Raw genomic sequence first — 22,024 nt, 5'->3', positions numbered from 1 at the left:
TAACACGATCCGAAGCGGCAGGGTTCAGTCCATCTCTGCTGCTGGGCACGAGTATCGTGTCCGGGACAGGAACGGCTCTCTCAGCCTGTTCCCAGTATCGCCAGGGGTAGAGCTCACCGTCTAACGGCACAAAGGTTGGAAATCGGAACACGGGAATTCGGATCGTCTGCCCGGCACGGAACCGGGCTAGCCTCGACGGCAGGAGACGGACGACACCGAGGGCGGAGCTTTCGTAGTAGTCGGAGTGCGGGAAAACCGCGCACAGGGCGAAGGAAAGCAGGAAGACGGTAGGTTTGCACGACGGAGAAGCAATCTGTGGACATGGATTATCAGGCCGATGAGGCTTGGGTACTCGGCGTTCAACGCAAACTTTACCAGCAGAGCAAGGCAAACCCCGACGAAGCGTGGCGCGATCTCTGGGGGTGGCTTACAGACGCCCGCATGATCCGTCATGCCTGGCGGCGCGTTTCGACCAACAAAGGTAGGCGCTCCGCCGGAGTCGACGGGATCACCGTGGACCGCGTCCGGCAAAGGATCGGTGAACAAGCGTTTCTTGATGGAATTCGGCGGGAATTGCGCTCTGGCGCATACCGACCGAGTCCATCACGGCGGAAGCTCATCCCCAAGCCGGGCAAACCGGGGCAATTCCGACCCTTGGGCATTCCCACGGTGAGGGATCGCGTCGTCCAAGGCGCGGTCAAAGCAGTTCTCGAGCCAATCTTCGAGGCCCAATTCTGGCCTGTCTCCTACGGGTTTCGGCCCGGAAAAAGCACGCATGGGGCCTTGGAGCATATCCGGCTATCTCTCCAACCGCGCAAGCGGGAAGCGGATAGCCGACGGCACCAAATGCCATACAACTGGATAATCGAGGGCGACATAAAGGGCTGTTTCGACAACATCAATCACCATCATCTCATGGACAGACTGCGCGCTCGCGTGGCCGACCGGCGGGTGACGGGGTTGGTGGGGCAGTTCCTCAAGGCCGGTGTCCTAGCGGAGGACCAATTCCTGCGCACGGACAACGGCACGCCACAGGGAGGGATCATCTCCCCGTTGCTGGCCAACATCGCGCTGAGCGCGATCGAGGAACGCTACGAGAGATGGACCTATCACCGTTCGAAACTCCGGAACCGCCGCCTCGGCGACGGGGCAGCGGCGGCACTTGGCGCACGAGGACGGGATCGCCGGCTAGGACGCTGTGTGTTCTTCCCTATCCGATATGCCGATGACTTTGTCGTGTTGGTTTCAGGCTCGAAGGAAGATGCCATCGCGGAGAAGTCCGCACTGGCGGATTACCTTCGGCGGATGACCGGTCTCGAACTGTCACCGGAAAAGACCAGGATCACGGCTGTGACGGAAGGGTTCGAGTTTCTCGGATTTCACGTCGCCATGCGCTGGGACAAACGATACGGATATTTCCCCCGTATCGAGATACCCAAAGCAAAATCTGCTGATCTGCGCCACAAGATAAAGGTCCTCACCAAGGTGGACAAGAACTTGGTGCCTCTTGGGCGGAAGCTCGATGAACTGAACTCTATCCTTCGAGGCTGGACTGGCTACTATCGCCACTGCGCCCGAGCCGGGAAAGTGTTTACGGCCATAGACTGGTTCGTGACACGCCGTATCTGGCGCTGGCTTCGCAAGAAGCGCCGAAAAGCTCGGGTACGCGACATAATGCGGTCCTTCGGGCCGAGCCGTCGCCGCCCGACAAGACGCGTCTGGCGAGAGGGTCTCCACGAGCAATATATTCTTGCTTGGACTCCTATCAGTCGGTTCTTGCTTGGCTGGATGAAAACGCCTGCATTTGCCATGTCTTCTGGAGAGCCGGATGCGTAACGAAAGGCGCACGTCCGGTTCGGCGAGAGGCGGTGAGAAACCGCCCGCCGCGAGGCGGGTTAGGCGCTCACCGCCTACTCTACCCTTTTATGCGTCGGTCGAGCAGCGCGACAATCCGGAACTCAGGGGCCTGCCGGTTGCCGTCGGCTATCCTGCCGCCCGCGGCGTGGTGGCTGCCGCCAACTACGAGGCACGCAAGTTCGGCGTTCACTCGGCGATGCCTTCGGTGACCGCCAAGCGCAAATGCCCCGACCTCATCTTCGTCAGACCGCGTTTTGACGTCTACAAGGCCGTCTCGCTGCAGATCCGCGCGATCTTCGCCGAATACACGCCTGACATCGAACCACTCTCGCTCGACGAAGCCTACCTCGACGTCACCGAAAACCTGAAGGGCATGGAGATCGCCACCGAGATTGCCGCGGAGATCCGAGCGAAGATCAAGCAGGTCACCGGCCTCAATGCGTCGGCCGGGATTTCCTACAACAAGTTCCTGGCAAAGATGGCATCCGACCTGAACAAGCCCAACGGTCAGGCTGTCATCACGCCGAAGAACGGGCCGGCCTTCGTCGAGGCCCTCCCCGTCAAGAAATTCCATGGCGTAGGCCCCGCAACCGCCGAAAAGATGCATCGGCTCGGCATCGAGACGGGCGCAGACCTCAAGGACAAGACACTCGAGTTTCTGGTGGAACATTTCGGGAAATCGGGGCCATATTTCTATGGGATCGCCCGCGGCGTCGACAATCGCCAGGTCAAGTCGGACCGGGTGCGCAAATCCGTCGGCGCGGAAGACACGTTTTCCGAGGACATACACTCCTTTGAGCCGGCACGGGAAGGGCTTCAGCCGCTGATCGAGAAGGTCTGGAGTTACTGCGAGGCCAATGAAATCGGCGCCAAGACGGTGACGCTCAAGGTCAAATATGCTGACTTCAGCCAGATCACGCGAAGCAAGACGGTTGCGGCGCCTCTGCCGGCGATTACCGATCTCGAGGAGGTGGTCGACCTGCTTCTCGCGCCGATCTTTCCGCCGCGCAAGGGAATCCGCCTGCTCGGCGTCACGCTGTCATCACTGGAACGGCGAACCTCTGAAGTGGCGCCGCAATTGCGGCTGGCGCTTTAAACCGCCAGCGTCGGCTGGGCTGGATCGATCGAGTGGCGCTTGACCCGGAAGGTCCCTGCCGGCAGCGGGCGCAGGATTTCATCTTCAGGCACAACTCCGTCGAGCCAGGCCATGCGTTGATCGCGTGTCAACACCGCCATCTGCCGATCGTGAAACGGCGCGAGATCGGCATTCGCCTCGATTGTCAGAATGGCGTAAGCCTCCGGCCAATCCCCGATCGCCGACCGCCAGACCCCCGCGAAATAGAACCAGTCGCCGTTCGCGAGCGAGAAGCTAAAGCTCCTATGGCGAAACTCGGAAGCGGGCACGAGACAACGATGGGTGGGAAACGTCGTTCCTTCCGATCGAACGACGTGGACGGCGCGCGCATCGCCGTCGCGTGGACGCAGCCCCCACGGCAGTTCCACCATCTCCACATCGCCGTGATGGCGCCTTATGATGATGCGGCGCTCATCAAGCGGGGCGTCGGACTGGAAAACGGTCGCACTCGTCATAGATAGAACATATCAGGAACATCATCGAGAGACAACCAGACTGAGACGGAGGACGCATGTGCAATGATTATCGGCTGATGGTGGATGTCGCCTCGATCGTCGAGGACTTCGCCGACCTGAAGATCAAGATCCGCTTCGGCGAGGGCGCGCCGAACCTGGAAGCGCGTGAGGACATCAAGATCACCGATATCGGTCCAATCGTCAGAACGATCGACGGCGTTCGCGATGAGGCCGAGCTGGTGCAGCGGCGCTGGAGCTGGCCGGGGCCGAACAAGCGGCCGGTCTATAATTTTCGGTCGGAAGGCCGGGAGTTCAGTTCCAATCGCTGCCTGATCATTGCCGATGGCTTCTACGAGTTCACCGATCCGAAGGATCCGAAAAAGAAGCGCAAGGACAAGTGGCTGTTCACCAAGAAGGACGAGCCGATCTTCTGCATTGCCGGAATCTGGCGCGACACGCCGGAGGTTGGCCAAGCTTTCACCATGCTGACAATGGAACCGGGTCCGGACATTGCGCCGTATCACGACCGGCAGATTGTCGTTCTGGAGCGGAACGCCTGGGCCGATTGGCTCGATCCGACCATCTCAGCGAAATCTCTGATCAAGCCCCTTCCAGCGGGGACGTTGACAGTGGAGCAGGTTGGCTAGAGCCTGTCGTGCTCAAACAAGTGCAAACCCCACTAATCCCACCCATAATTTGCCGATATCACTCCGTCGGTTGGGTAGCATCACACGCATCAAGATAAGCATCCGAAAAATCACTGCTGAGCTCGATCCACATTGGCAGGTGATCGCTCATCTTATAGGTCCGCCACATCTTGTACGATCCTTCGCTTCGCTCCGGCTGATACATGTCGCGTTGGTCTAGCCGGTAGACGTGGTCGTAAAAATCGAAGACGCCAGCGCCGCGGACATCGACTCGGACATAGCCGCGGTCGCGCTTGGGTTGCCAGAAAGCGATTTGATCATACGCCTTGTCCTGAGGCACATTGGATCCAGGAATCGCACGGATGGCTTCGGGAACTTCGAACCCATGGTCTTCCAGGGCTTTCATCGTCTCATGCTCGGCGCTGATGATGTTGAAGTCGCCAAGTACAGCCGTCAGCACGGGATTGTCTGGATCGCTTTCCATTTCCCGTTCAGCCCGCTCGCCGAGTGCCTCGGTTAGTCGTGCTATCTCGCGCCTGCGCTGAGCAAGTAGTTTCGCGTCTTCATTATTTCCGAAGAAGATGTGAACCGTGGCCAAATCGATCTTCATCCAGCCCGCTTGAAAGCTGACCATGAAGGGCGTCCGGGCAAACTGCTTGAAGCTTTCGTCGAGCGCCTCGCCAGGAAAGCGCAGACGGAACCTCTTTCCGTCGACCGTGCCCACGGGGACGTCTATATTGACCTTGCCCCTGGTGTCCGCCGGCCGGGTCACCTTCGTGCCCTTGGTCACGGCCAACGCACTGCCTTCCGGCAGCGCCAGCGACGAGCCAGCCGGCAGGGGAATCTCGACATCCTCCGCGAGGGTGATCGCACCACTATCCTTTGCCTCAGAGGTAGCGGCGTAGATACCGGAGAGGTCGACGCCATCTGGTAGTTTCAGTTTTATCCCATTTTCCAGTCTGATACGCTCACCAAAGCTGGCGAGCACTTTCTTTCCATCGGGGAGCGTCAACTCACCCGCGATATTGCGGAACCGCACGCGGTTGCGGTTGAACAGAAAAACCATACGCTCGCTATTGCCGGCACCGTGGTCAGTCACGTCGGTGGCGATGTAATCCCAATCAGGACCTAAGATCTGCCGCAGTTGGAGGAACTCTCGCATGTCATCGCGCACCTCTTGAATGGCGGCAATATCGAAGTTCGAGATGATCTCCGCCATGTAATAAAGCGGCTCATAGGAATCACGGCCACCATGTGTGGTATTTCCGAATTCCCGGATATTCCAAGTGCCAATACGGACCGTGGTCATCCGGTCGCTCTCTCTCGGGAAGTGTTCGGCGAGCGCTGTCCGAAGACGACGTAATCCCGCGATGGTGCGCTTACGGGTCACCTCTTCTGCGGACCCTGCGGCAAAGCTCTTGCGAAGTCGGCTATAGAACGGCATCTGTTTTCTTCCCCTCCCACTTCCAGCAAGGACGATCAGCCTCTGGATTAAGTTCACGAGTGAAACCCTAACCGCTTAAAGTTGCAAGAGACGTCCCACTGATTTGAGTCGGGTCCGCCGCCCCGACGGTCGAGGAGACGTCGAGGGCGACAAACGCCTGCCTCGCCCCGTCATCGAGTCCATTCCGCCTCATAGTCACGATCCTTGAATTCCTGCACGAGGAACTCGATAAACAGCCTCGTCTTCGCCGCCATGTTGGCTCTCGTAGGAAAGGCGATGTTCATTGTAAGGCGAGGCAGTTCCCATTCGTCCAGAACACGGATGAGCCTTCCTGCCGCGAGGTCGTCATGCACGATATACGTCGGTTACGGCACGTACGCTTCCGCGGCTTATCTCGCCCGGCATGGGACGCCCGCGTCTCCGCAGGAGCTGCGGTCGGAGCATACCTGTGTTGGACACTTCTCGGCCTCGACCGAGCGATTATCGCCCATGGTGTTCCAACTCGGTGATGAACGGATCGAGGTCAGCGAGTGCGCCTATTCGACCAACGACGGTGAAACTCAGCTCCTGATGATCCGAGAAGGTTTCGGTGTGGGTCAGTTCACGGCGCGTCTGCTCGAAGATTATCTGAGGTCGGGTGAACTGGTCGAAATTCTTCAGACGTGGTGGCGGCCGGCTCTTCCATTCAATATCGTTTTTCCACCGGGGAAACGCCGCTGCGCGAGGCTCTCGGTATTCGTGGAGTGGCTTACAGAGGGGTCGGGGCTTAGGCGCGTTGGGATGAAATCCGACCGTCCCAAGTACATCTCCTCACAGGGACCGTAGCGCGCCGCCGTCCACCGGAATCGAGACTCCTGTTACATACGAAGCCTGTTCGCTTGCGAGAAAAGCGATCACCGACCCGAATTCCTCAGGGCGGCCATATCGACGGGCTGGGATTTCAGCTTGATTACGCGCGGAGACCTCCTCAATGGAAATGCCTCGACGCTGCGCTTCACGAGCATCGAGAGATACGAGCCTGTCGGTCGCCATGCTACCGGGCATAACCACGTTCACCGTGACGCCTCTTTCGGCGACCTCTCCGGCGAGTGTCTTGGCCCAGCCCGCCACCTCAGCGCGAAGTGCGTTCGACGCTGTCAGTCCTGCGAGGGGCTCGCAGATGCTCGTCGAACTGACGATGATAATACGGCCCCAACCGCGTTCGAGCATTCCCGGCAAATAGTAGTCGGCGATGCGCGTAAGCCCGACGAACATCGTTTCGAATTGTCTGCGCCAGAAGTCAGGATCGACAGGCATGGCGGCGAAGGTGGAGGCCCGCCTCCATTGAGGACGAGGATATCCGGCGCGCCGAGACTATCGGCCACTTCGCGAACGAAGAGATCGATCTGATCAGGTCGCGAAAGGTCAAGGCCAAATCCCCGAGCCTCGGGCCCAAGGCCTTGAGCCTGACGCTCGGCGGCAGACGCGTCCCGTCCGGTGATGCCCACGACAGCACCTTCGTTCGCAAGCGCCTCTGCCGTGGCCCAGCCGAGACCTTTCGTACCGCCGAGGACCAGCGCCCGTTTTCCGTCGATACCCAAGTCCATGTTGGTCCCCCGGTTCAAACCCGCCGAAGCATTCACGACTTGAGGAGGTCGCGCAAGTCCGGCAACGGATAGCGATCTGCCTCGGCAACGCCGTCTGCCGATCTCAGAGCTTGATGAGTTGCTTCCCGAAGTTTTCTCCCTTCAGCATCCGGACGAAGGCGTGAGGGACGGATTCGATTCCAACCGCGACATCCTCGCGGGTTTGAAGCAGGCCCTGTTTGTACCAGGAAAGCAGATCAGCCAGTGCGGACGCATAATCGGCCGCGAAATCGTCTAGCAAGAATCCCTCGATCCGGGCGCGCGTGATCAACGTCTTGCGCAAGTGCCGAAGTCCGACGTCAGGCTGGTCGAAACGGTCGGCCAAGGCGATCGTCCCGACTATCGCCACCCTGCCGAAGACGTTGAGGTTCAGCATGGCGGCGTCGTGGATGGGGCCTGCAGTGTTGTCCAGGAAGACATCGATTCCATTCGGACAAGCAGCGGCCACGTCCGCCACCAAGTCTTTCGAAGTCCTGTGGTTGATTCCAGCACGGTACCCAAGCTCTTGGCACCATGCGAGCTTCTCGTCGGAGCCCGCAACAGCGACGGGATCGCAACCTTTAATCCGAGCTATCTGTCCGGCGATTTGCCCGACGGCACCCGAAGCCGCGGAGATAAGGACGGTCTCTCCCTGTTTGGCGGCTCCAGTCCTGAGAAGGGAGAAATACGCGGTGAGACCCGGCATTCCGAGATAACTCAACGAAGCCTGCACGGGCGCGTCCGAGTTCGTTATCCGTTTGGCCGACTGGCTCGGGATAACGCTGAACGGCTGCCATCCGAAGTAGTCGCTCATGACGACGTCGCCCGGCTTGAAGTCGGAAGACTCCGACCTGACGACCTCACCGACGCCACCTCCGTACATCAGATCACCGAGCTTGAAACCGCTGGCATAGTTTTTCGCGGGACTGATCCGGCCCCTCATGTAGGGATCAACTGAGAGCCAAAGTGTTTTCACCAGCAACTCTCCTGGGGCGGGCGTTGGGATTGGCCGATCTTCCAAGACCCAGTTCTCCACCGTCGGCATCGCCGAGGGATAGCTCCGCAGAGTCCAGCTAGGATTTGTTTCCATGTCTTTGCTCCGGATTTCCAACTGTCACAAACTGATGCATCAACTCGCCGCACGTGATAATAGGCGAAGGGTGAGAAACATTGTTTTGAATTCCGAAAGAATGGTGGATGGATTTCGTTGAGGCCATGCGGACAGCTGTCGCTGTCGCGCGACATGGAAGCTTCTCTTCGGCGAGCCGAGAATTGGGTTTGTCGGCTCCTTCGGTCAGCCGCATCATCGCGGATTTGGAGGCCGATCTGGGCGCTCGGCTTTTTAACCGGACAACGCGACAGTTGAGTTTGACCGATGCGGGGGCCGAATTCGTCGCGAAAAGCTCCGGCCTGGTCGAGGAGCTTGATCAAATGCGGAACGCCGTCCGAGAACGCCAAGAGACCCCGAAGGGCCATTTGCGCGTCTCCTGCGTGACCGCCTTCGGAAGCGAATGCATTGCCCCGCTGATGCCGGAGTTCAAGAGCCGCTTCCCGCATGTCGACGTCTCGATCGATTTCGGCAATCGTCTGGTCGACCTCATAGGCGAGCATTTCGATATCGCCATCCGGGTGGGCCCCTTGATCGATTCGTCGCTGATCGCACAAAAGATTTTCACGCAGAAGATCGTAATCGTCGCAACGAAAGAATTCTGCGAGAGGCATGGCACACCAGCATCGCTCGAGGCGCTGAAAGGCTGGCCAGCTATCACTCAAGTCAGCGGCGAATGGGGCCGGACACAACGCTTTCTCGTTGATGGCCAGGCGGTAGATTTCGAAGTGCCGCAACATCTCATTATGAACTCGGCGCGGGCCGTTAGGAACGCATGCCTCACCGGATGGGGCTACTCCCTATTACCGGATTTCGTCGTCGCCTCGGACATTGCAGAGGGACGCCTAGTCCGCTTGCTAGCAGACCATGAACCTGACGAGCAGCCGATATTCGCGTTCCATGCGCAAAGAAGGCACACACCACGAAAAATCAGGGTGTTCATCGACTATCTCAACGAGGTCTTAGTACAGGCAAGACTTCGCTCGTGAGTGCCGCGAGATGATTACCCAACTTACGAAATTTCGCGGCTGAACTCGTTATTGATCGAACGTCAGGAGTTGCTTTTCGCCCTGCGTGGATGTCCGCATTGGGCCCATTTGCGGAAGTCAGCGACCATTAGGTCGCCTACCAAATTGACCAGACAGCAATTTCGCAGATCATGCCATTGATGGGAGCAGAACCTGCGACCCCGCCATCCGACATCTGTTTTGCAGTTGAAGGGATATGAACCAGCTACCCCGCTGTTACAGAAGTCCTTCGCCTTAAATTTCTCAGTCTCCTCAATCATTTGAGACGCTCAGCTGCGTCCGTGGTCTATGGGTTTTCAAAGTTCGCCGCATCATCAAAGAACGCTTCTACTTTTGCCTTGGTCAAAGGCTTTCCTTCAAACCAGTGATGTTTGAAGCTTTTCATTAGTTGCTTACACCCTAGCTTGTCGTAGTGCTTGATCCCACGTGGGAACTCCATATTGAGGGTGGATCGGCGCACTTCGGTGCTGGAGCCATGATGCGGCCCTTGGTCTGATTCAATAAGGTCGAAATGCGCATATTTCCCCTCGTGCGAGATCCAGTGTTGGACGCAATGCGTGCCCGCCAGCGCTGACGGTAGTTTTATAGCCCGGGCCCGACGCGCCAGCTTCTGTGCCTGCGTCGCAAGCGCCCCTTTAAATGCACCTTCATCCAGCGCCCAAAAGAACCAGTCGGGATCCGCAACCAGAACCTGCGGCAGCGTTTTGCCTTTGTCTCTCCACTTACCAAAATTGACGTCTGTCCACATTTGAAATTCCTCCTAGCCATAAACATAATTTCGTTCAGTACTTAAGCGGTGCAAGCAGTTAATAGCGAAGGCTGGCGCGACGCGAGCCTCTCCTGAAATGCTCACCGCAGGCTGCGACTTCAAGCTGCAACGTCATAATGTCAGTTTTTTTATATCGTATGTTGACTTTGTCAGACTTTAAAGCGATATTGCAAACATTGGAGGCGACGATGACTGATGGCCCTTTCCGAAATTCTGCATTGACCAAGAGATGGAAGCAGTACGGCCAGGACCTCGTCAGCGACGCAGTTTCCCAAGACGAACGTGTCAAGCAGGCCTGCCACAGCGTTCTTGGCGATATTAAGGTATTCGATCGGCTCTACGGTGAGCTCGACGCTCGCGCCTCGCGTGAACAGATGGATCTCGATTCCGTCGCGGCTACTGAAACGATATTTGACAACAACGAACGGTCGACGCTCGGCGACGCGTTGGAGCGAAGCCTTCTGTGCAACCTGAGGGAAGGGATGCCTGAACGGAAGTCACTCGATTTAGCTCTCAAGCAAGCCGTCGGTGAAATCCTCGCGAATGCCAAGAACCGCATAGACGAAGAATGTATCCGAGCGCGTGATGTCGGCGACATGAGCCGGTCGGACTTTTCGAAAGGCTTACAGCGAAACCGAGAAACCTTCGCTGCCATAGACGTCGGAAGCGTTTGTGCGGCGCTCGAGAACGGCAACAAAAACGCGTTCCGCCGGACCGCGCGCAAGGATGTGAATGATGGACCAGATGACTGAAACGGGCCCGGACGTCCATCAAGAAAAGCACCTTCTCGCACTTGAAAAAGGTCAGCGCGCCGGAGGTCCCACGTCGCAAAATCTGGTGTTCGCCGAAATTGGAAAACATATCAGGTTCGTCCCTGATATTCTCGATACCTTCGATGTGAAGGGCTTTGCCGCAAAGCACTACGACTTGATGGTGGTGGCGGCCGCAATCGAATTTGCCGATCGTCGTTGGAAGCGGCCAACGTCGTGGCTGCGTAAACTGCACATTACCGTCCCCGTCATCGACGACGATTCCTGGTCAAGGCCCGAAGTTCAATCGTCGCTCCGCAGCGCAATGAACTTTCTTACAGGCGACAGTTGGCAATTCACCTTTGTCAAAGCCACTGATAACTCGCCGATCGGATCGCGGCAGATGCCACTCGTCTTTGATCAGGCCAAGACCTTCGCAATTGCCTACAGCAACGGATTGGATTCACGCGCTGTCTCAGCGCTCAGCGGAGCGCCTGCCGAGGCGTTGTGTATTCGCGTTGCCGGCACCAAACAGCGCAGGATGGATGGTGACAGCTACTTCACGCAGATCCCTTTCAGGGTGAAGGGCTTTAAGGGCAAGGAGAGCAGCTTCCGATCACGCGGATTTCAGTTTGCGGCTATCGCGACGATCGCCTCGCACCTGTCGAATATAACCAGGATCGTGGTTCCCGAGAGTGGCCAAGGCGCGCTCGGGCCGGTGCTCGTGCCGCTTTACAATATCTATACCGACTACCGAAATTTCCCGACGTTCTTCAGAAAAATGGAGCGGTTCACGCGCGCCCTTCTCGGGACCAACATCAGGTTTGAACAACCACGGCTTTGGTCCACGAAAGGGGAGACCCTGACGGCGTTCCTCGGCTTGCCCGGTAAAAAGAAAGAGTACCTCGTTCACACTCGCTCCTGCTGGCAAACGCGCAGGATCGTCAATGCTGAGCGGCGCCGGCAATGCGGGCTCTGCGCGGCGTGCCTTCTGCGCCGGATGAGCCTTTACGCAGCGGAAGTCGTCGAGCCTGAAGACACCTATGTTATCGCGGATCTCGCTGTCGTTGAGATTGAGGCAGCCCTTTCGAAAATCGCAGCAGATGCCGATCGCGATATCATGATCGAGTATGGGAGTGTTGGAGCGCGCCATCTTCAACATCTCGCCGAGATGGCTGAGCTGCCCGACACAGCATTGCGCCCTTTTGCCTCGCAGATTGCGGCGGCGACTGGTGAGGCTTATGAGCAGACCCTTCGAAACTTGAGACTGATGTTGATGACGCATGCCAAAGAATGGCGGGCCTTTTTGTCCGCGCAAGGTGACGGAAGCTTCCTGAAAAGTTGGCTGGACGGAGGTCGCCATGACCGCTTTAAATGAGCTGAGTGCGCAGGAGATCGGCCGCCGACTCCGGATCGCCCGCGAGAATGCCGACGTTCGCCAAGACGACGCCGCGCAATTCATTGGCGTCTCCCGCCCGACCCTTGTCTCGATCGAAAAGGGTGCACGACGGGTACGGATCCAGGAGATCCAGACTTTGGCCCGCCACTATGGCGTATCGGTCAACGCGCTATTGCGTCGCGAGGCTGTTCATACGGATCTGGTGCCACGATTTCGAAAGCTTCGGGAGGCGGAGGACGAACATACGATAGAGGCCATCCGGCTCTTCAATGACCTTATCAAGGCCGACGTCGAACTGGAGAATATTCTCGGGATCCAACGCCGGCACAACTATCCGCCTGAGCGAGGCCTAAACGAAGGCGACGCAGCAATGTTGGGCGAGGCTCATGCGAGGGAGCTTCGAGATTGGCTGGGGCTAGGGTCGGGTCCTATCGCCGATATTTTTTCCGTCATTGAGCACGGGCTCGGAATTCGCCTCTACCAGCGGCGGCTGTCCTCGCGTTCACGGGTCGCAGGTCTCTTCACCTACGACGACAACGTCGGGGCATGCATTCTGCTTAATGCGAACCATCCGCTCCCTCGACGAGTTCAGACCGCCGCGCACGAAACCGGGCATTTCTACGGGACGCGGCGTATGCCGGAGGTTCTGGAGGAAGACGAGAAATTTCTCTCGCGGGACGAGCGTTATGCAAATTCTTTCGGCCGCGCCTTCATGACGCCGGCGGATAGTTTTGGCGAGAGCTTCCGCCAGCTCAAGGAGATCACTGGCAAAACGACGCGCCGGCTCATCATCCTCCTCGCTGACCAGTATGGCATCTCCCGCCAGGCCTGCGTTCTCCGCTTAGAAGAGCTGGGCCTTGTAAAAAAGGGAACCTGGTCCTGGTTCGAAAACAACGGCGGCATCACGGATGACCACGCCCGTGAAGTGCTTGGCAGCGCGACCGATCGGCGCGATGCCGGCAAGGCGGATGCAGATCGGCTGATCTCACATCGGATGAGCCTGATGGCCCACGCAGCATGGAAGCGCGAGCTGATGTCGGAGGGTCAGCTTTCGGAACTGCTGAAGATCAGCAGGCTTCAGCTGCGAGAGATCGTCGATCAGATCGAGCTTGAGGAAAAAGAGACGGATGACCTACTCAAGCATTCTGAGTGACAAGACCGCCGCGTTGGCCCTTGATACGAGCGTGTTGATCAACCTGCACGCATGCCGGCGTGGCGTCGAGGTGCTCGCTGCGATACCCAATCCGATTGTTGTCTCACACATCGTCGCCGGCGAGCTCGATCACGAGACGAGCCGCCGAAACGGCGAGGAGGCGTTTGTGCAAGCACTCTCGGCGGCTGGACACATCATGCTGGTCGATCTGTCGGAGGAGGAGTTCGAAATGTTCTTCGAGCTCACTTCAGCAGCGTCATCCCTTGATGACGGTGAGGCCGCGACGATCGCAATTTCCAGGGGGCGAGGCCTCATCCCGGTAATCGACGAGCGACGAGGCCGCACCCGCGCCAGGGAGATCATCGGGATCGAGGCGGCATGGTCGCTCGACTTGCTGTCTCACCCGAAGACGACGGCCACCTTGGGAGCTGATCTTTCGGTGGACGCGCTCTTTTTGGCGCTGCGTGACGGGCGCATGCGTATTCCCCCGGAGAGCACGTCCGAAGTCGTCAGCATCATTGGCGATGATCGTGCCAAGCAGTGCACCTGTTTACCGGGATACCGGCATCTATTCGGGAATGAAAGTAAGCAGCAACGAGAACGCTTGGATCTCATGTTTTCTAAGACGCACGACATGCAAAAGGCCACAGGAGATTGAAAATCCTAACGGTCAAGAACCTGCCGCGGCGGAAGTCTGGTCTTCAATGCGGGCCAATTCAGCGTCGACTGTTTCACGGATGAACTTCTTCAAATCATCTACTTTCCGGACTTTCCGATCGTCGTAATAGATCCGATGGATATTGAACGACGCGGCGCTTGCTACAACGGGAGAAATGGACGCGATGTCCAGGATCTGCCCGCCAACACTGACATTTATTTGCTGAGGATTGCCACCTACGACACCCATCGGCTTATAGATGGGACGATTGTAGGTGTCATAGTAGCAGCCGTCGCTCCAGATTGTGGTTTCCTCCTGGAGTCTTGCCGCAACAGCTTTGCATACTGCTTCGATCCGCTCGACGCGAGCTTTCGCGGTGAGCTCGACGATATCGGACCTTGAGGCGAGAACTTCGTCGGCAACTTTCCAGATATCGACCATCGGTAGGATTCTGCGATCAGAGAGCCGCGTGGCGATATCGCTGACGGAGGCGTCACTTGCCTCTCGGAATTGATGGAGCGATCCCCAAAACAGCGTGTCGTCCAGCAGGCGCGCGTGGTCGAGATTGCTTGGGTCGCGGAAAAATCGAACGAATGGGTGAGTATCCGAAAGGCCGGTAGCAGGCACATCATCTGCTGCAATAAGCTCGAAAACCCTGCTCAGAAGTAGGGCGAACATGAACTCGAGCCCGCGGGTCTTCTTGTGCAGATATATGGTGGGATAGAGCTGGAAGAGCGTCACCGTGAACTGCTCGAGCGAGATATACGCCTTGCTGTCGACATAGAGGAATCGCGCATCACCGTTTTCTCCCACCTTGAGATTTCGCAGCAGCCAATCCAGGTCAATGCCGCCGGAAGACACGCCGGCGAAATAGGCGTCGCGTTTAGCATAGTCGAGCCTGTCTGCATCCAGCTGACTGGAAACGACGGATGTGTATATGCAGTTTTTGTCCGCTTTCTTGATGATGTCGCGGACCATCCCGGGGAATTCCGTGCCGCCAAAATTGGTCAGTGCCTTGCCGATTGTGGAGTCGGTAATGATTTTTCGGCTGACCTTTTCATGGTCGACGGCGTCTTCGAGACTTTCTCGTTTTTCATCCTCGAGCTTATTGCGTGCAAGGAAGAATTCCATCGCTTTCTCGAAGGCGTGGCTGAACATCCCATGGCCCACGTCGTGCAGGAGCGCAGCAGCGAGGCATGCCTCGGCCTTTTGCGACCAATTCCCGCTTGATCCTTCGGGCTCGATAATCGTCAGCATTCGCTTTGCGATCTTGTAGACGCCGAGAGAATGGGCGAAGCGGGAATGGGCGGCGGAGGGGAAGACGTAGTCGGAGAAGCCGAGTTGCTTCACGCGGCGCAGACGCTGAAAAAATGGATCGGAAAGCAGGTTTTTGAGCTCGTTTTCACGTGCTCCGTTGAAATCGATGAACCCGTGGATCGGATCCTTGATGACCTTATTCAAAAGCTCCTGCATATTTCCCCACCATTGTGCTTCCAAAAATCCGTAGGTCGCGCGGGCGCGCTCCCTAGCCTATTCCGCCAAGTGCCTCCGGGCGCTAGCCAAAACCTGATCCAACACTTCATAACCATTGGTAGAAGTTAGGATGACAGGTTTCAGGGCGGCTTCCTCGGCGATCGCACGGATCTTGTTGCCGGCTGCAATCCGGAATTCCTCGTTCTTGTCGCGCCCCTCCCCAAGACTGATTCCTGGATCAAGCTCCGTCATGACAAGCACATCATAGTCTCCGGCGTGGGCGACGGCGATCGAGCGGAGTTCCTCGAGCTGCCGATCCGGCAACGATCGCCCTGAGATTTCGAGAGCCGCATAGAGATAACCAAGGGCGTCAAAAACCGGCCGGTCGACAAGAATGGCCTCGCTGTACAAGGCGGCTTCGGCCTCCTGCCTCATGCCCTCTGCCATGATCCAAAGGGTGCTTTCGAAATTATGGTCCGTTAGAATAGGGAAACCTCGGCCCCGAGCAGCTGTTGCCAGATCGCCCACCCGACCGATCCGAACCCCCTCCACAGAAAGAAGAGTATCTAATTGCTCGAGGAAGGTCGATTTTCCGGTTGAATGCGTGCCGGCGATGCCGACCTTAACTTTCCTAACGCTCACAGAAAACTCTCCTGCGCCTTGAAAAGGATATCGGCCTCACGAGTGAGAAAATCGCGCCCTTCTCGATCCAGCGGATCGAGCAGCAAAGCAAACAGAAGGGCCGTCAGTGCGACATCGAACCGGGCTGAGTGGTGCTTCAGCCCTGTTTGGCGCTCCGCCTCGGCGGTCAGGCCCAGCGCGGAACCGAGCTTCTCTAAACTATAGGAATCGAGGCCGGGGCGCAGCGCCCGAGCGAGCTTTAACGTATCGATTGCTGCTGACGGTTTCCATTCTGGAATTGACCTGCCAATGACGTCGAGCTCAACGCGCACGTTGTGGCCGATAATAACACTTCCGTCGGTCCACCTAACGATGTCTTCGGCGATATCGTCGATATTCGGAGCACCTTCGACATCTTCGTCCGTGAGACCGTGGATCCTAGTCACAGCAGCGCTGATGGGTTGCTCGGGCTTGACGAGCCAATGGAACGCGCGGCCACTCGGCCGCAGATCAACAAGCTCTAACAGAGCAATCTCGACAATTTCGGGAGGGGTCGCGCCGTTACCTTCCACATCGACCACCCAGGCCTTTTCCCAAATCATTCCCATCCAACCTCCGCTCGGCCGTGCCGATTGAGCCTATGGGGCTGCGCCCGGTCGTGGACCTGAAAGTTCAATGCATGTTGCATGAAATAGCGTTGGGCCTCGGAGCTGCCACTAACTTCGATGCGGCGATCAGAGATCTCGATATCGTCGACGCGCGCCAGCGATACGACCCGTCCGAGCTCTCTCACGGTTTCCAGGTCAGGCTTATAGTGATGTTCGCTGCAGATCTTGCGCTGGGCTTCCGGACAGATGTCGCAGATCTCGCTGATACCGAAATGGCCATTGAAGTCGGGAACACCATGGGCGAAAGCGACACCACACGAGGTTTTGCGGAAGATCGGCTTGTCCTCGAAATGGGCTAGAATCCGTCTTTCGGTGTCCCGCGGCAGAATCTTACGCCTTGCTACGGCCGCGTATAGGTCGGGGACTCCGGCATCGCGAAAATAGGCCCGAATTTCTTCCCGGTAGAATAGGCCCGTGAAGACTGTCGCGTCTGCCAAGTCCGAAAGCTGGCGGGCGGATTCGAAGTGTTCGACCGTATCGTTTAAACCGGAGATGATTGGACGCCAGTAGAATATCTTCTTCACGCGAGAGGCCGACTTGGCTAACACCTCCAGGCTCTCGGCCGCAATAGCCGAGGACACCGGTTCGACCCGTTCATCATCGATCCCTGACCACGTAACCAGGATCGTCAGCTGAAGGTTTTTGAGCGCTTCAAGACGATGCACATCGGATGGCTCAATTCGCCACCGCGTGATCACCAGCACGGGATTGCTCAATCCTCGCCTGTCGAGAGCTTCGAGCGTCCTAAACAGATGTTTCTTCACTCCGGGAAGAAACGGGTCGGTCGCTCGGTTGAAAATCTGGATGGGTGTCACGCCAACTCGGAACGCCCAATGGCCGACCAACTCCTGCACAGCGATTTCGTCATCAACAATGAGGTGGGGCCGTTTCATCGAAAAGTTTTCGAACAAGTGGCGCACGCAGTAGCCGCAGTCGAGTGGGCACCCAACAACATGGTTGAGGCTCAGTCCCGATTTTCGATAGTCTATATAATTGCGGAGGCTGGTCGGGAGATCGTCGGGTGCGCGACGAACGGACTTTGCACGCGTAAAATCAATTTCAGCCAAAAGCCCCTCCCCAACCACAACCTGACACTGAACGACGACAAAAGAAAATACAAGGCTGCCGAGTGCGGTTCTTAACCGCACTTGCAATCTATGCGATACTGCATAAACCGTAGTTCCAATTCGGCGCTGGGGGTCAACGCCGGCAATTGGAGGACAGACATGGGCGAGGCGAAAAGTCGGAGGCAATCCTACGAGATTGCAAGACAGCTTCTGCTAGATCGCCACGAAGGCCAACACCGTATCGTCGCGGAATCAGCGATCAATCTCTTCGATCGTTTCATCCTGCCGCACCACTTTACCGGGGCCTGCTATCAGATCACCATGACACTCGAGAAATATCTCTCGGAGGCGCATGGAATAGTCAGCAGGACCATTGTCGGGTACGTCAACGATGGTACCGACGACATCATGATCTCGCATGCCTGGCTGGAATTCGACGGCATGAAGGTCGATCTTGGCCTTTACGTTATGGACCGGCCCGACGTTACTCTTCCGGGCGCCGTTATTATCCTCGACGAGACGCTGCGGCCGGGTGCAGCAGAATATAGCTATCATCTCTCGCGACCGCCCGCTTCAATAGCCATTGTCAATCAGATGCTGAGGGATCCTTCCACCGCTCGCGTCGCCCGTCGGAAGGAAGCTGAGCACGAAGAAATGCTCGCTCGCAGCCGTGACCCGGATCTGCGTGATATCTATCTCGCGGGAGCACCGGCGCAATCGAGCTTTGCGTCGATGACATCAGTGCTTCGATGAGGCGGCTGCTCACAGATGCGTTTTCGCCCATAGGAGCGCGCTTAGTGCGGCGGCTTTCGCGCTATCACGCGTCGGATAACTCTTCCTACCAGTCTGATGTCTATCCGTTCCGCGACGCGCGACAGAGATTCCAAAACCTTCGGCGCGTTCAAAGACGGTAAGATTAAAGCCTTCTATATTGACGAAATGATTGCCGAGTTGCGAAACACGCCACTTCTTCCCCGCCCAGGATTTGCGCCGGCGGGCAATCAGACGCATTCCCGTCTCCCGCTGCTTTGGCCTGACATAGTCGTCTTCCATATGCTCCGCACATACGCAACCCACAGCAAGTGTCTCCGGATAGTCCGGATGCTCCATGTAATGAACATAGCGCACATCAACGCTTTCGCACATTTCGCATTCCTGCGACGGCGCTTCAAGATCATCAATACCTACGCAAGTCCACCCCTTGTGTGGAATTCCTGGCGAAGACCACTTGCCCCGACTGGTATGTGCAATGCGATCTGCCATTTCCTGGCTTTCACAAAACAGGCAGGCGCGGTTTCTTTGCTTCCGCAGACTGCCTTTGCTTGAAATTCCGATTCCCTAAGATAGTCAGCCAGAGGCGCGTCGTTCTTGATATCATCATTATTTATCTGGAGGCGACCGGTGGCAAGCGGCGCAACCAAGCCCGCTCCAGTCGCGATTGACCACCCTACCGTCCCCATCTTTTATTCCGAACTCGGAACGCCAGTCAGCGCTGTATACCCCACCCAGCATCCCAATGCGTTTTTGCGAGGCAGCAAAGATTCGATGGGAGGAGGTAGTCGGCGCGTCAATCAAGCAGTCGAGCGCCATGTCGCTGGCCATGGCGTTCACGAATGAAAGCTCCACAGGGCCGTAAGGCTGGAAATGCGCGCCGCACGCCGGCTCTTCCTTGTTTTGACCAAGACCGTCTGGCCAATCCACCACTTTGAAATCCGGGGTACCCGTACGGCCAAGATGGCATTGCAGGCATCCGCCGTTTTCGGCTATTGCCACTGCATGTCCTGCGCAAGCGTGCGCTTCAGTCCAGCAATGGAGGACTGGCTTTTTCCTGCCTCGCTTGAGATGCCAGTCGTTCAGAGAATGCTCCGCCGCCCAACTGCCCGTCGCCGAGATGATAAGATCGGCCTCGGCGAGCAATTCGGCATCAATCTGCAGGAGAGCGGTCATATCATCTGACCGGCTTTCGACAAGAAGATGGGGGTAATCCATCTGCAAGCGCTCAGCCAGGGCAACCGCCTTGTTCTTGCCGATCGCAGTCGCCCCCAAAGGATGGCGGCCGACATTCGGCCAGCTCAACTCGTCGAGATCGACAAGAACGAGATGACCGACGCCAGCTTGCGCCAGCGAGCAGGCGACGGGCGCTCCGACCGAACCACAACCGATGACCACGACAGTGGAGGAGAGAAGCCTCTCGGTTCGAGGGTCCTGCCCGCGTCCGTGTATCCAGGCCGAATCCGCGCGCTGCACTGACGATCTCACCACGGGCGTCCTCCCGAAAAATCGCTGACTGATTAATATTGGCGGTGCCTTGCCAGCGCGAAATCCCTTCGTCACTGGCTCAGCGACCGGTGATGGTCGACTATGTGCGAACTTCGGATTCAATGCCCGGACGGCAATAAGGCCGGCGCCGCCACGGCCTTCGGCGCCAAGGACCGTAACAATTTCTTCAGGTATTTGACGTGCGGCATCCTCGAGCGCGTTAACGGAATCGGGTCCTAGTTCTGCCGCCAGCGAATAGAGGTCGGCTGCCGTGTCCGGATACTGTGCAGGAAGCGGTGGAGTTTCCATCCATAGGAATGCGCCTTGCGCCGTGTTACCCGTTGCGCCTTCTCCAAACCTCCGCGCAACCCATGTCAGAAGCGCCTCCTCGTTTTCGCCGACGACGGTGATGCCCTCACCTTTCCAAACGCAGACGGGGCGCGATGGAGGTATCGGGCGGATCAGGCTGAACAGTCGGCTGCCATCGAAATGTGTCTTGTAGGCCCAGTAGGTCAGAAACTCTTCTTTGAAGTCCCGTTCAATGATATCGCCCTGCAACAGCTCCTCGATCAGACCGACCGACCGGATCAGCAGATTTTCGGCGACGGCCGTTGGATCATCGGGATCGACCTCCGACATATTCGGCAGCAAGCAAAGGATCCCGTCACCCTCAACATGCGGCCAGGTCAAGGCTTCGGGATGATCTACCAACGCAGTCCGAACGGGGATTCTGGGAAACGCTGCCGTCGCAACAACATCGATACGCCGTGTCTTGCCGTCGCTAAACCTAATGCTCACTCTCCAGGCGGCGACCCAACTCCGTTTGGGATAGGAGGTCGAAATCGTGTGACCGTCCAATCGCTCTGGCGCCTGACCGAGAAGGTCCCGCAGCCGCGCCTCGAGCTGAAGCGCGGCCTGTCGCCATTCAAGCGATGGATTAAAGTCATGCATGGCGTCCGCCACCTGCGCTGCTCACCGCAGCGGCGGCAGCGGCTGCCTGACCGAGAAGAGCCGCTGATCCGATGATCGCGGGCGCAAATGCATTGGCCCTTTTCTCTTCCTCCAGCCGTTCACTGAAAAAGGTAGTTGCAAAGACCTTGTCCCAGCATTTCAAGGCCTTTTCACGGGTGCAGTCAGTGTCGAACAGCGGTGCGAGCATATCGATTGCATCAGTCAGCTTGTCGCGGAAAAATCGGGCGCGCGCGTCATCATTTCCGTTGGTGATGTAGCTTTCCGGCGTTACCGGATGGGCGATCTCCAGGTTCCAATTGAGCCTGTTTCGGATCGACACCATCGTGTCGTAGAGCGACTTGTCTTCACGGGTGGAATATTGGTAGCGCTCAGTCAAGACGACGGTAATGCCGAAACCGCTCAAGATCGATGAACGCCAGCTGAACCGGCTACGCGCGAATTTCTTCAGGTCGCGATTGATGCGGCGCAGCTGACGGCCATCGGAAGAGTTCGAACGCTCGGCTTCATACCAGGCCGAAACATCGCGTGCGTCGGATCGCTTCCAGCCGCTGCTTGCCGCCAACTCATAGTGGTATACGTCTCCGAAGATCGTGGACGTCGTGACGCGACGATAGACGGGAAGATCGACGTGATAGCCCGCCTCGTAGAAGATTCGAACGCAGTTCGAACGAACCTCTGGTGCCCGCTTGAACTTTCCGTCGTCAACAGCATCACGCACCATCGAACGCGCTTGCAGAGACGTCATCTCGGCGCCACGCTCTCCGACTAGTTCCTCCTTGGCGAAATAAACGCCGTCATCGATGTCGTAATCATTGTCCGGGTCGCGGACCATCGTCTTCATCGCGTAACTGCCCTGCTTGACGAATTCCAGAGGGCCGGGCTTGTCCGCCTTCTGCAAGCCGTTGCGCAAACGCGTCCGGTTGGCGTCACGCCGATTGCGCATCTTGTCCTGCTCGGT

At 57.5% G+C, this 22,024-nt stretch carries 22 protein-coding genes and 1 pseudogene; 10 read left to right on the top strand and 13 right to left on the bottom strand.

What is annotated here, in order from left to right:
- Nucleotides 1–321 precede the first annotated feature (321 nt).
- Nucleotides 322–1,836, top strand: coding sequence for a group II intron reverse transcriptase/maturase (ltrA, locus tag AYK65_RS19630; protein ID WP_244560048.1), 1,515 nt, complete (start codon nt 322–324; stop codon nt 1,834–1,836).
- Nucleotides 1,829–2,953, top strand: a complete 1,125-nt coding sequence (gene dinB, locus AYK65_RS19625; protein WP_081159779.1) for a DNA polymerase IV — start codon at nt 1,829–1,831, stop codon at nt 2,951–2,953. Before ltrA ends, dinB begins: the two co-directional genes overlap by 8 nt.
- Here dinB and AYK65_RS19620 read toward each other — a convergent pair.
- Nucleotides 2,950–3,447, bottom strand: coding sequence for an SOS response-associated peptidase family protein (locus tag AYK65_RS19620; protein WP_081159776.1), 498 nt, complete (start codon nt 3,445–3,447; stop codon nt 2,950–2,952). The genes dinB and AYK65_RS19620 overlap by 4 nt on opposite strands.
- Before the next feature lie 56 nt (nt 3,448–3,503).
- On the opposite strand from AYK65_RS19620, the gene AYK65_RS19615 reads away from it, so the two are divergent.
- Complete coding sequence (locus AYK65_RS19615; protein ID WP_081159775.1) at nt 3,504–4,094, top strand: SOS response-associated peptidase; 591 nt, start codon at nt 3,504–3,506, stop codon at nt 4,092–4,094.
- 58 nt (nt 4,095–4,152) lie between these two features.
- Here the strand turns inward: AYK65_RS19615 and AYK65_RS19610 are convergent, their stop codons facing one another.
- Both AYK65_RS19610 and AYK65_RS32495 read right to left on the bottom strand, forming a co-directional pair.
- Entirely contained in the window at nt 4,153–5,538 is a 1,386-nt protein-coding gene (locus tag AYK65_RS19610; protein WP_081159774.1) for an endonuclease/exonuclease/phosphatase family protein, read from the bottom strand.
- 170 nt (nt 5,539–5,708) lie between these two features.
- Nucleotides 5,709–5,891 (bottom strand): type 2 periplasmic-binding domain-containing protein, encoded by a 183-nt coding sequence (locus tag AYK65_RS32495; protein ID WP_244560055.1) that lies wholly within the window; start codon nt 5,889–5,891, stop codon nt 5,709–5,711.
- Here AYK65_RS32495 and AYK65_RS19600 point away from each other — a divergent pair.
- On the top strand, nt 5,815–6,363 hold the full coding sequence (locus tag AYK65_RS19600) for a LysR substrate-binding domain-containing protein (RefSeq protein ID WP_338031417.1): 549 nt from the start codon (nt 5,815–5,817) through the stop codon (nt 6,361–6,363). The genes AYK65_RS32495 and AYK65_RS19600 overlap by 77 nt on opposite strands.
- Here the strand turns inward: AYK65_RS19600 and AYK65_RS19595 are convergent.
- A pseudogene (locus AYK65_RS19595) lies at nt 6,349–7,124 on the bottom strand (SDR family oxidoreductase). The gene AYK65_RS19600 and the pseudogene AYK65_RS19595 overlap by 15 nt on opposite strands.
- A 103-nt stretch (nt 7,125–7,227) precedes the next feature.
- Complete coding sequence (locus AYK65_RS19590) at nt 7,228–8,232, bottom strand: NADP-dependent oxidoreductase (RefSeq protein ID WP_081159770.1); 1,005 nt, start codon at nt 8,230–8,232, stop codon at nt 7,228–7,230.
- Nucleotides 8,233–8,339: 107 nt separating this feature from the next.
- On the opposite strand from AYK65_RS19590, the gene AYK65_RS19585 reads away from it, so the two are divergent.
- On the top strand, nt 8,340–9,239 hold the full coding sequence (locus AYK65_RS19585) for a LysR family transcriptional regulator (RefSeq protein ID WP_081159767.1): 900 nt from the start codon (nt 8,340–8,342) through the stop codon (nt 9,237–9,239).
- A 325-nt stretch (nt 9,240–9,564) separates the two neighbouring features.
- On the opposite strand, the gene AYK65_RS19580 is transcribed toward AYK65_RS19585, so the two are convergent.
- Nucleotides 9,565–10,026, bottom strand: a complete 462-nt coding sequence (locus AYK65_RS19580; RefSeq protein WP_081159765.1) for a hypothetical protein — start codon at nt 10,024–10,026, stop codon at nt 9,565–9,567.
- A gap of 209 nt (nt 10,027–10,235) precedes the next feature.
- On the opposite strand from AYK65_RS19580, the gene AYK65_RS19575 reads away from it, so the two are divergent.
- Genes AYK65_RS19575 through AYK65_RS19560 form a run of 4 tightly spaced genes read left to right on the top strand, consistent with a single transcriptional unit; the run spans nt 10,236 to nt 14,006 of the window.
- Nucleotides 10,236–10,799 (top strand): hypothetical protein, encoded by a 564-nt coding sequence (locus tag AYK65_RS19575; RefSeq protein WP_081159762.1) that lies wholly within the window; start codon nt 10,236–10,238, stop codon nt 10,797–10,799.
- On the top strand, nt 10,783–12,174 hold the full coding sequence (locus AYK65_RS19570) for a 7-cyano-7-deazaguanine synthase (RefSeq protein WP_244560031.1): 1,392 nt from the start codon (nt 10,783–10,785) through the stop codon (nt 12,172–12,174). Before AYK65_RS19575 ends, AYK65_RS19570 begins: the two co-directional genes overlap by 17 nt.
- On the top strand, nt 12,158–13,348 hold the full coding sequence (locus AYK65_RS19565; protein ID WP_081159760.1) for an XRE family transcriptional regulator: 1,191 nt from the start codon (nt 12,158–12,160) through the stop codon (nt 13,346–13,348). Before AYK65_RS19570 ends, AYK65_RS19565 begins: the two co-directional genes overlap by 17 nt.
- Nucleotides 13,323–14,006 (top strand): PIN domain-containing protein, encoded by a 684-nt coding sequence (locus AYK65_RS19560; RefSeq protein WP_210190414.1) that lies wholly within the window; start codon nt 13,323–13,325, stop codon nt 14,004–14,006. Before AYK65_RS19565 ends, AYK65_RS19560 begins: the two co-directional genes overlap by 26 nt.
- A gap of 12 nt (nt 14,007–14,018) precedes the next feature.
- Here AYK65_RS19560 and AYK65_RS19555 read toward each other — a convergent pair whose 3' ends face one another.
- The 4 genes from AYK65_RS19555 to AYK65_RS19540 are packed head-to-tail and all read right to left on the bottom strand — an operon-like array spanning nt 14,019 to nt 17,835.
- A complete protein-coding gene (locus AYK65_RS19555) occupies nt 14,019–15,479 on the bottom strand; it encodes an HD domain-containing protein (protein ID WP_081159757.1) in 1,461 nt (486 codons plus the stop codon).
- Between the two features lie 57 nt (nt 15,480–15,536).
- Nucleotides 15,537–16,121, bottom strand: coding sequence for an AAA family ATPase (locus tag AYK65_RS19550; RefSeq protein WP_081159755.1), 585 nt, complete (start codon nt 16,119–16,121; stop codon nt 15,537–15,539).
- Complete coding sequence (locus tag AYK65_RS19545) at nt 16,118–16,708, bottom strand: 3'-5' exonuclease (RefSeq protein WP_244560030.1); 591 nt, start codon at nt 16,706–16,708, stop codon at nt 16,118–16,120. Before AYK65_RS19545 ends, AYK65_RS19550 begins: the two co-directional genes overlap by 4 nt.
- The gene (locus AYK65_RS19540) at nt 16,699–17,835 is read right to left on the bottom strand and encodes a radical SAM protein (RefSeq protein ID WP_244560029.1); all 1,137 of its coding nucleotides are present in this window, start codon (nt 17,833–17,835) and stop codon (nt 16,699–16,701) included. Before AYK65_RS19540 ends, AYK65_RS19545 begins: the two co-directional genes overlap by 10 nt.
- Before the next feature lie 159 nt (nt 17,836–17,994).
- Between AYK65_RS19540 and AYK65_RS19530 the strand changes: the two genes are divergently transcribed.
- Nucleotides 17,995–18,588: a hypothetical protein gene (locus tag AYK65_RS19530; RefSeq protein WP_081159745.1), complete on the top strand. Its 594-nt coding sequence runs from the start codon at nt 17,995–17,997 to the stop codon at nt 18,586–18,588.
- Nucleotides 18,589–18,597: 9 nt separating this feature from the next.
- Here AYK65_RS19530 and AYK65_RS19525 read toward each other — a convergent pair whose 3' ends face one another.
- The 3 genes from AYK65_RS19525 to AYK65_RS19515 form a co-directional block, all read right to left on the bottom strand.
- Complete coding sequence (locus tag AYK65_RS19525; protein WP_081159742.1) at nt 18,598–19,098, bottom strand: hypothetical protein; 501 nt, start codon at nt 19,096–19,098, stop codon at nt 18,598–18,600.
- A gap of 117 nt (nt 19,099–19,215) precedes the next feature.
- Nucleotides 19,216–21,045 (bottom strand): ThiF family adenylyltransferase, encoded by a 1,830-nt coding sequence (locus AYK65_RS19520; protein WP_081160191.1) that lies wholly within the window; start codon nt 21,043–21,045, stop codon nt 19,216–19,218.
- Complete coding sequence (locus AYK65_RS19515) at nt 21,038–21,976, bottom strand: cyclic GMP-AMP synthase DncV-like nucleotidyltransferase (RefSeq protein WP_210190413.1); 939 nt, start codon at nt 21,974–21,976, stop codon at nt 21,038–21,040. The genes AYK65_RS19520 and AYK65_RS19515 overlap by 8 nt, the downstream gene beginning before the upstream one ends.
- Between the last annotated feature and the right edge of the window lie 48 nt (nt 21,977–22,024).

Origin of the sequence: Ensifer aridi, from assembly GCF_002078505.1 — a bacterium.
Classification (GTDB): domain Bacteria; phylum Pseudomonadota; class Alphaproteobacteria; order Rhizobiales; family Rhizobiaceae; genus Sinorhizobium; species Sinorhizobium aridi.
This window is presented reverse-complemented; position numbering and strand designations above follow the sequence as displayed.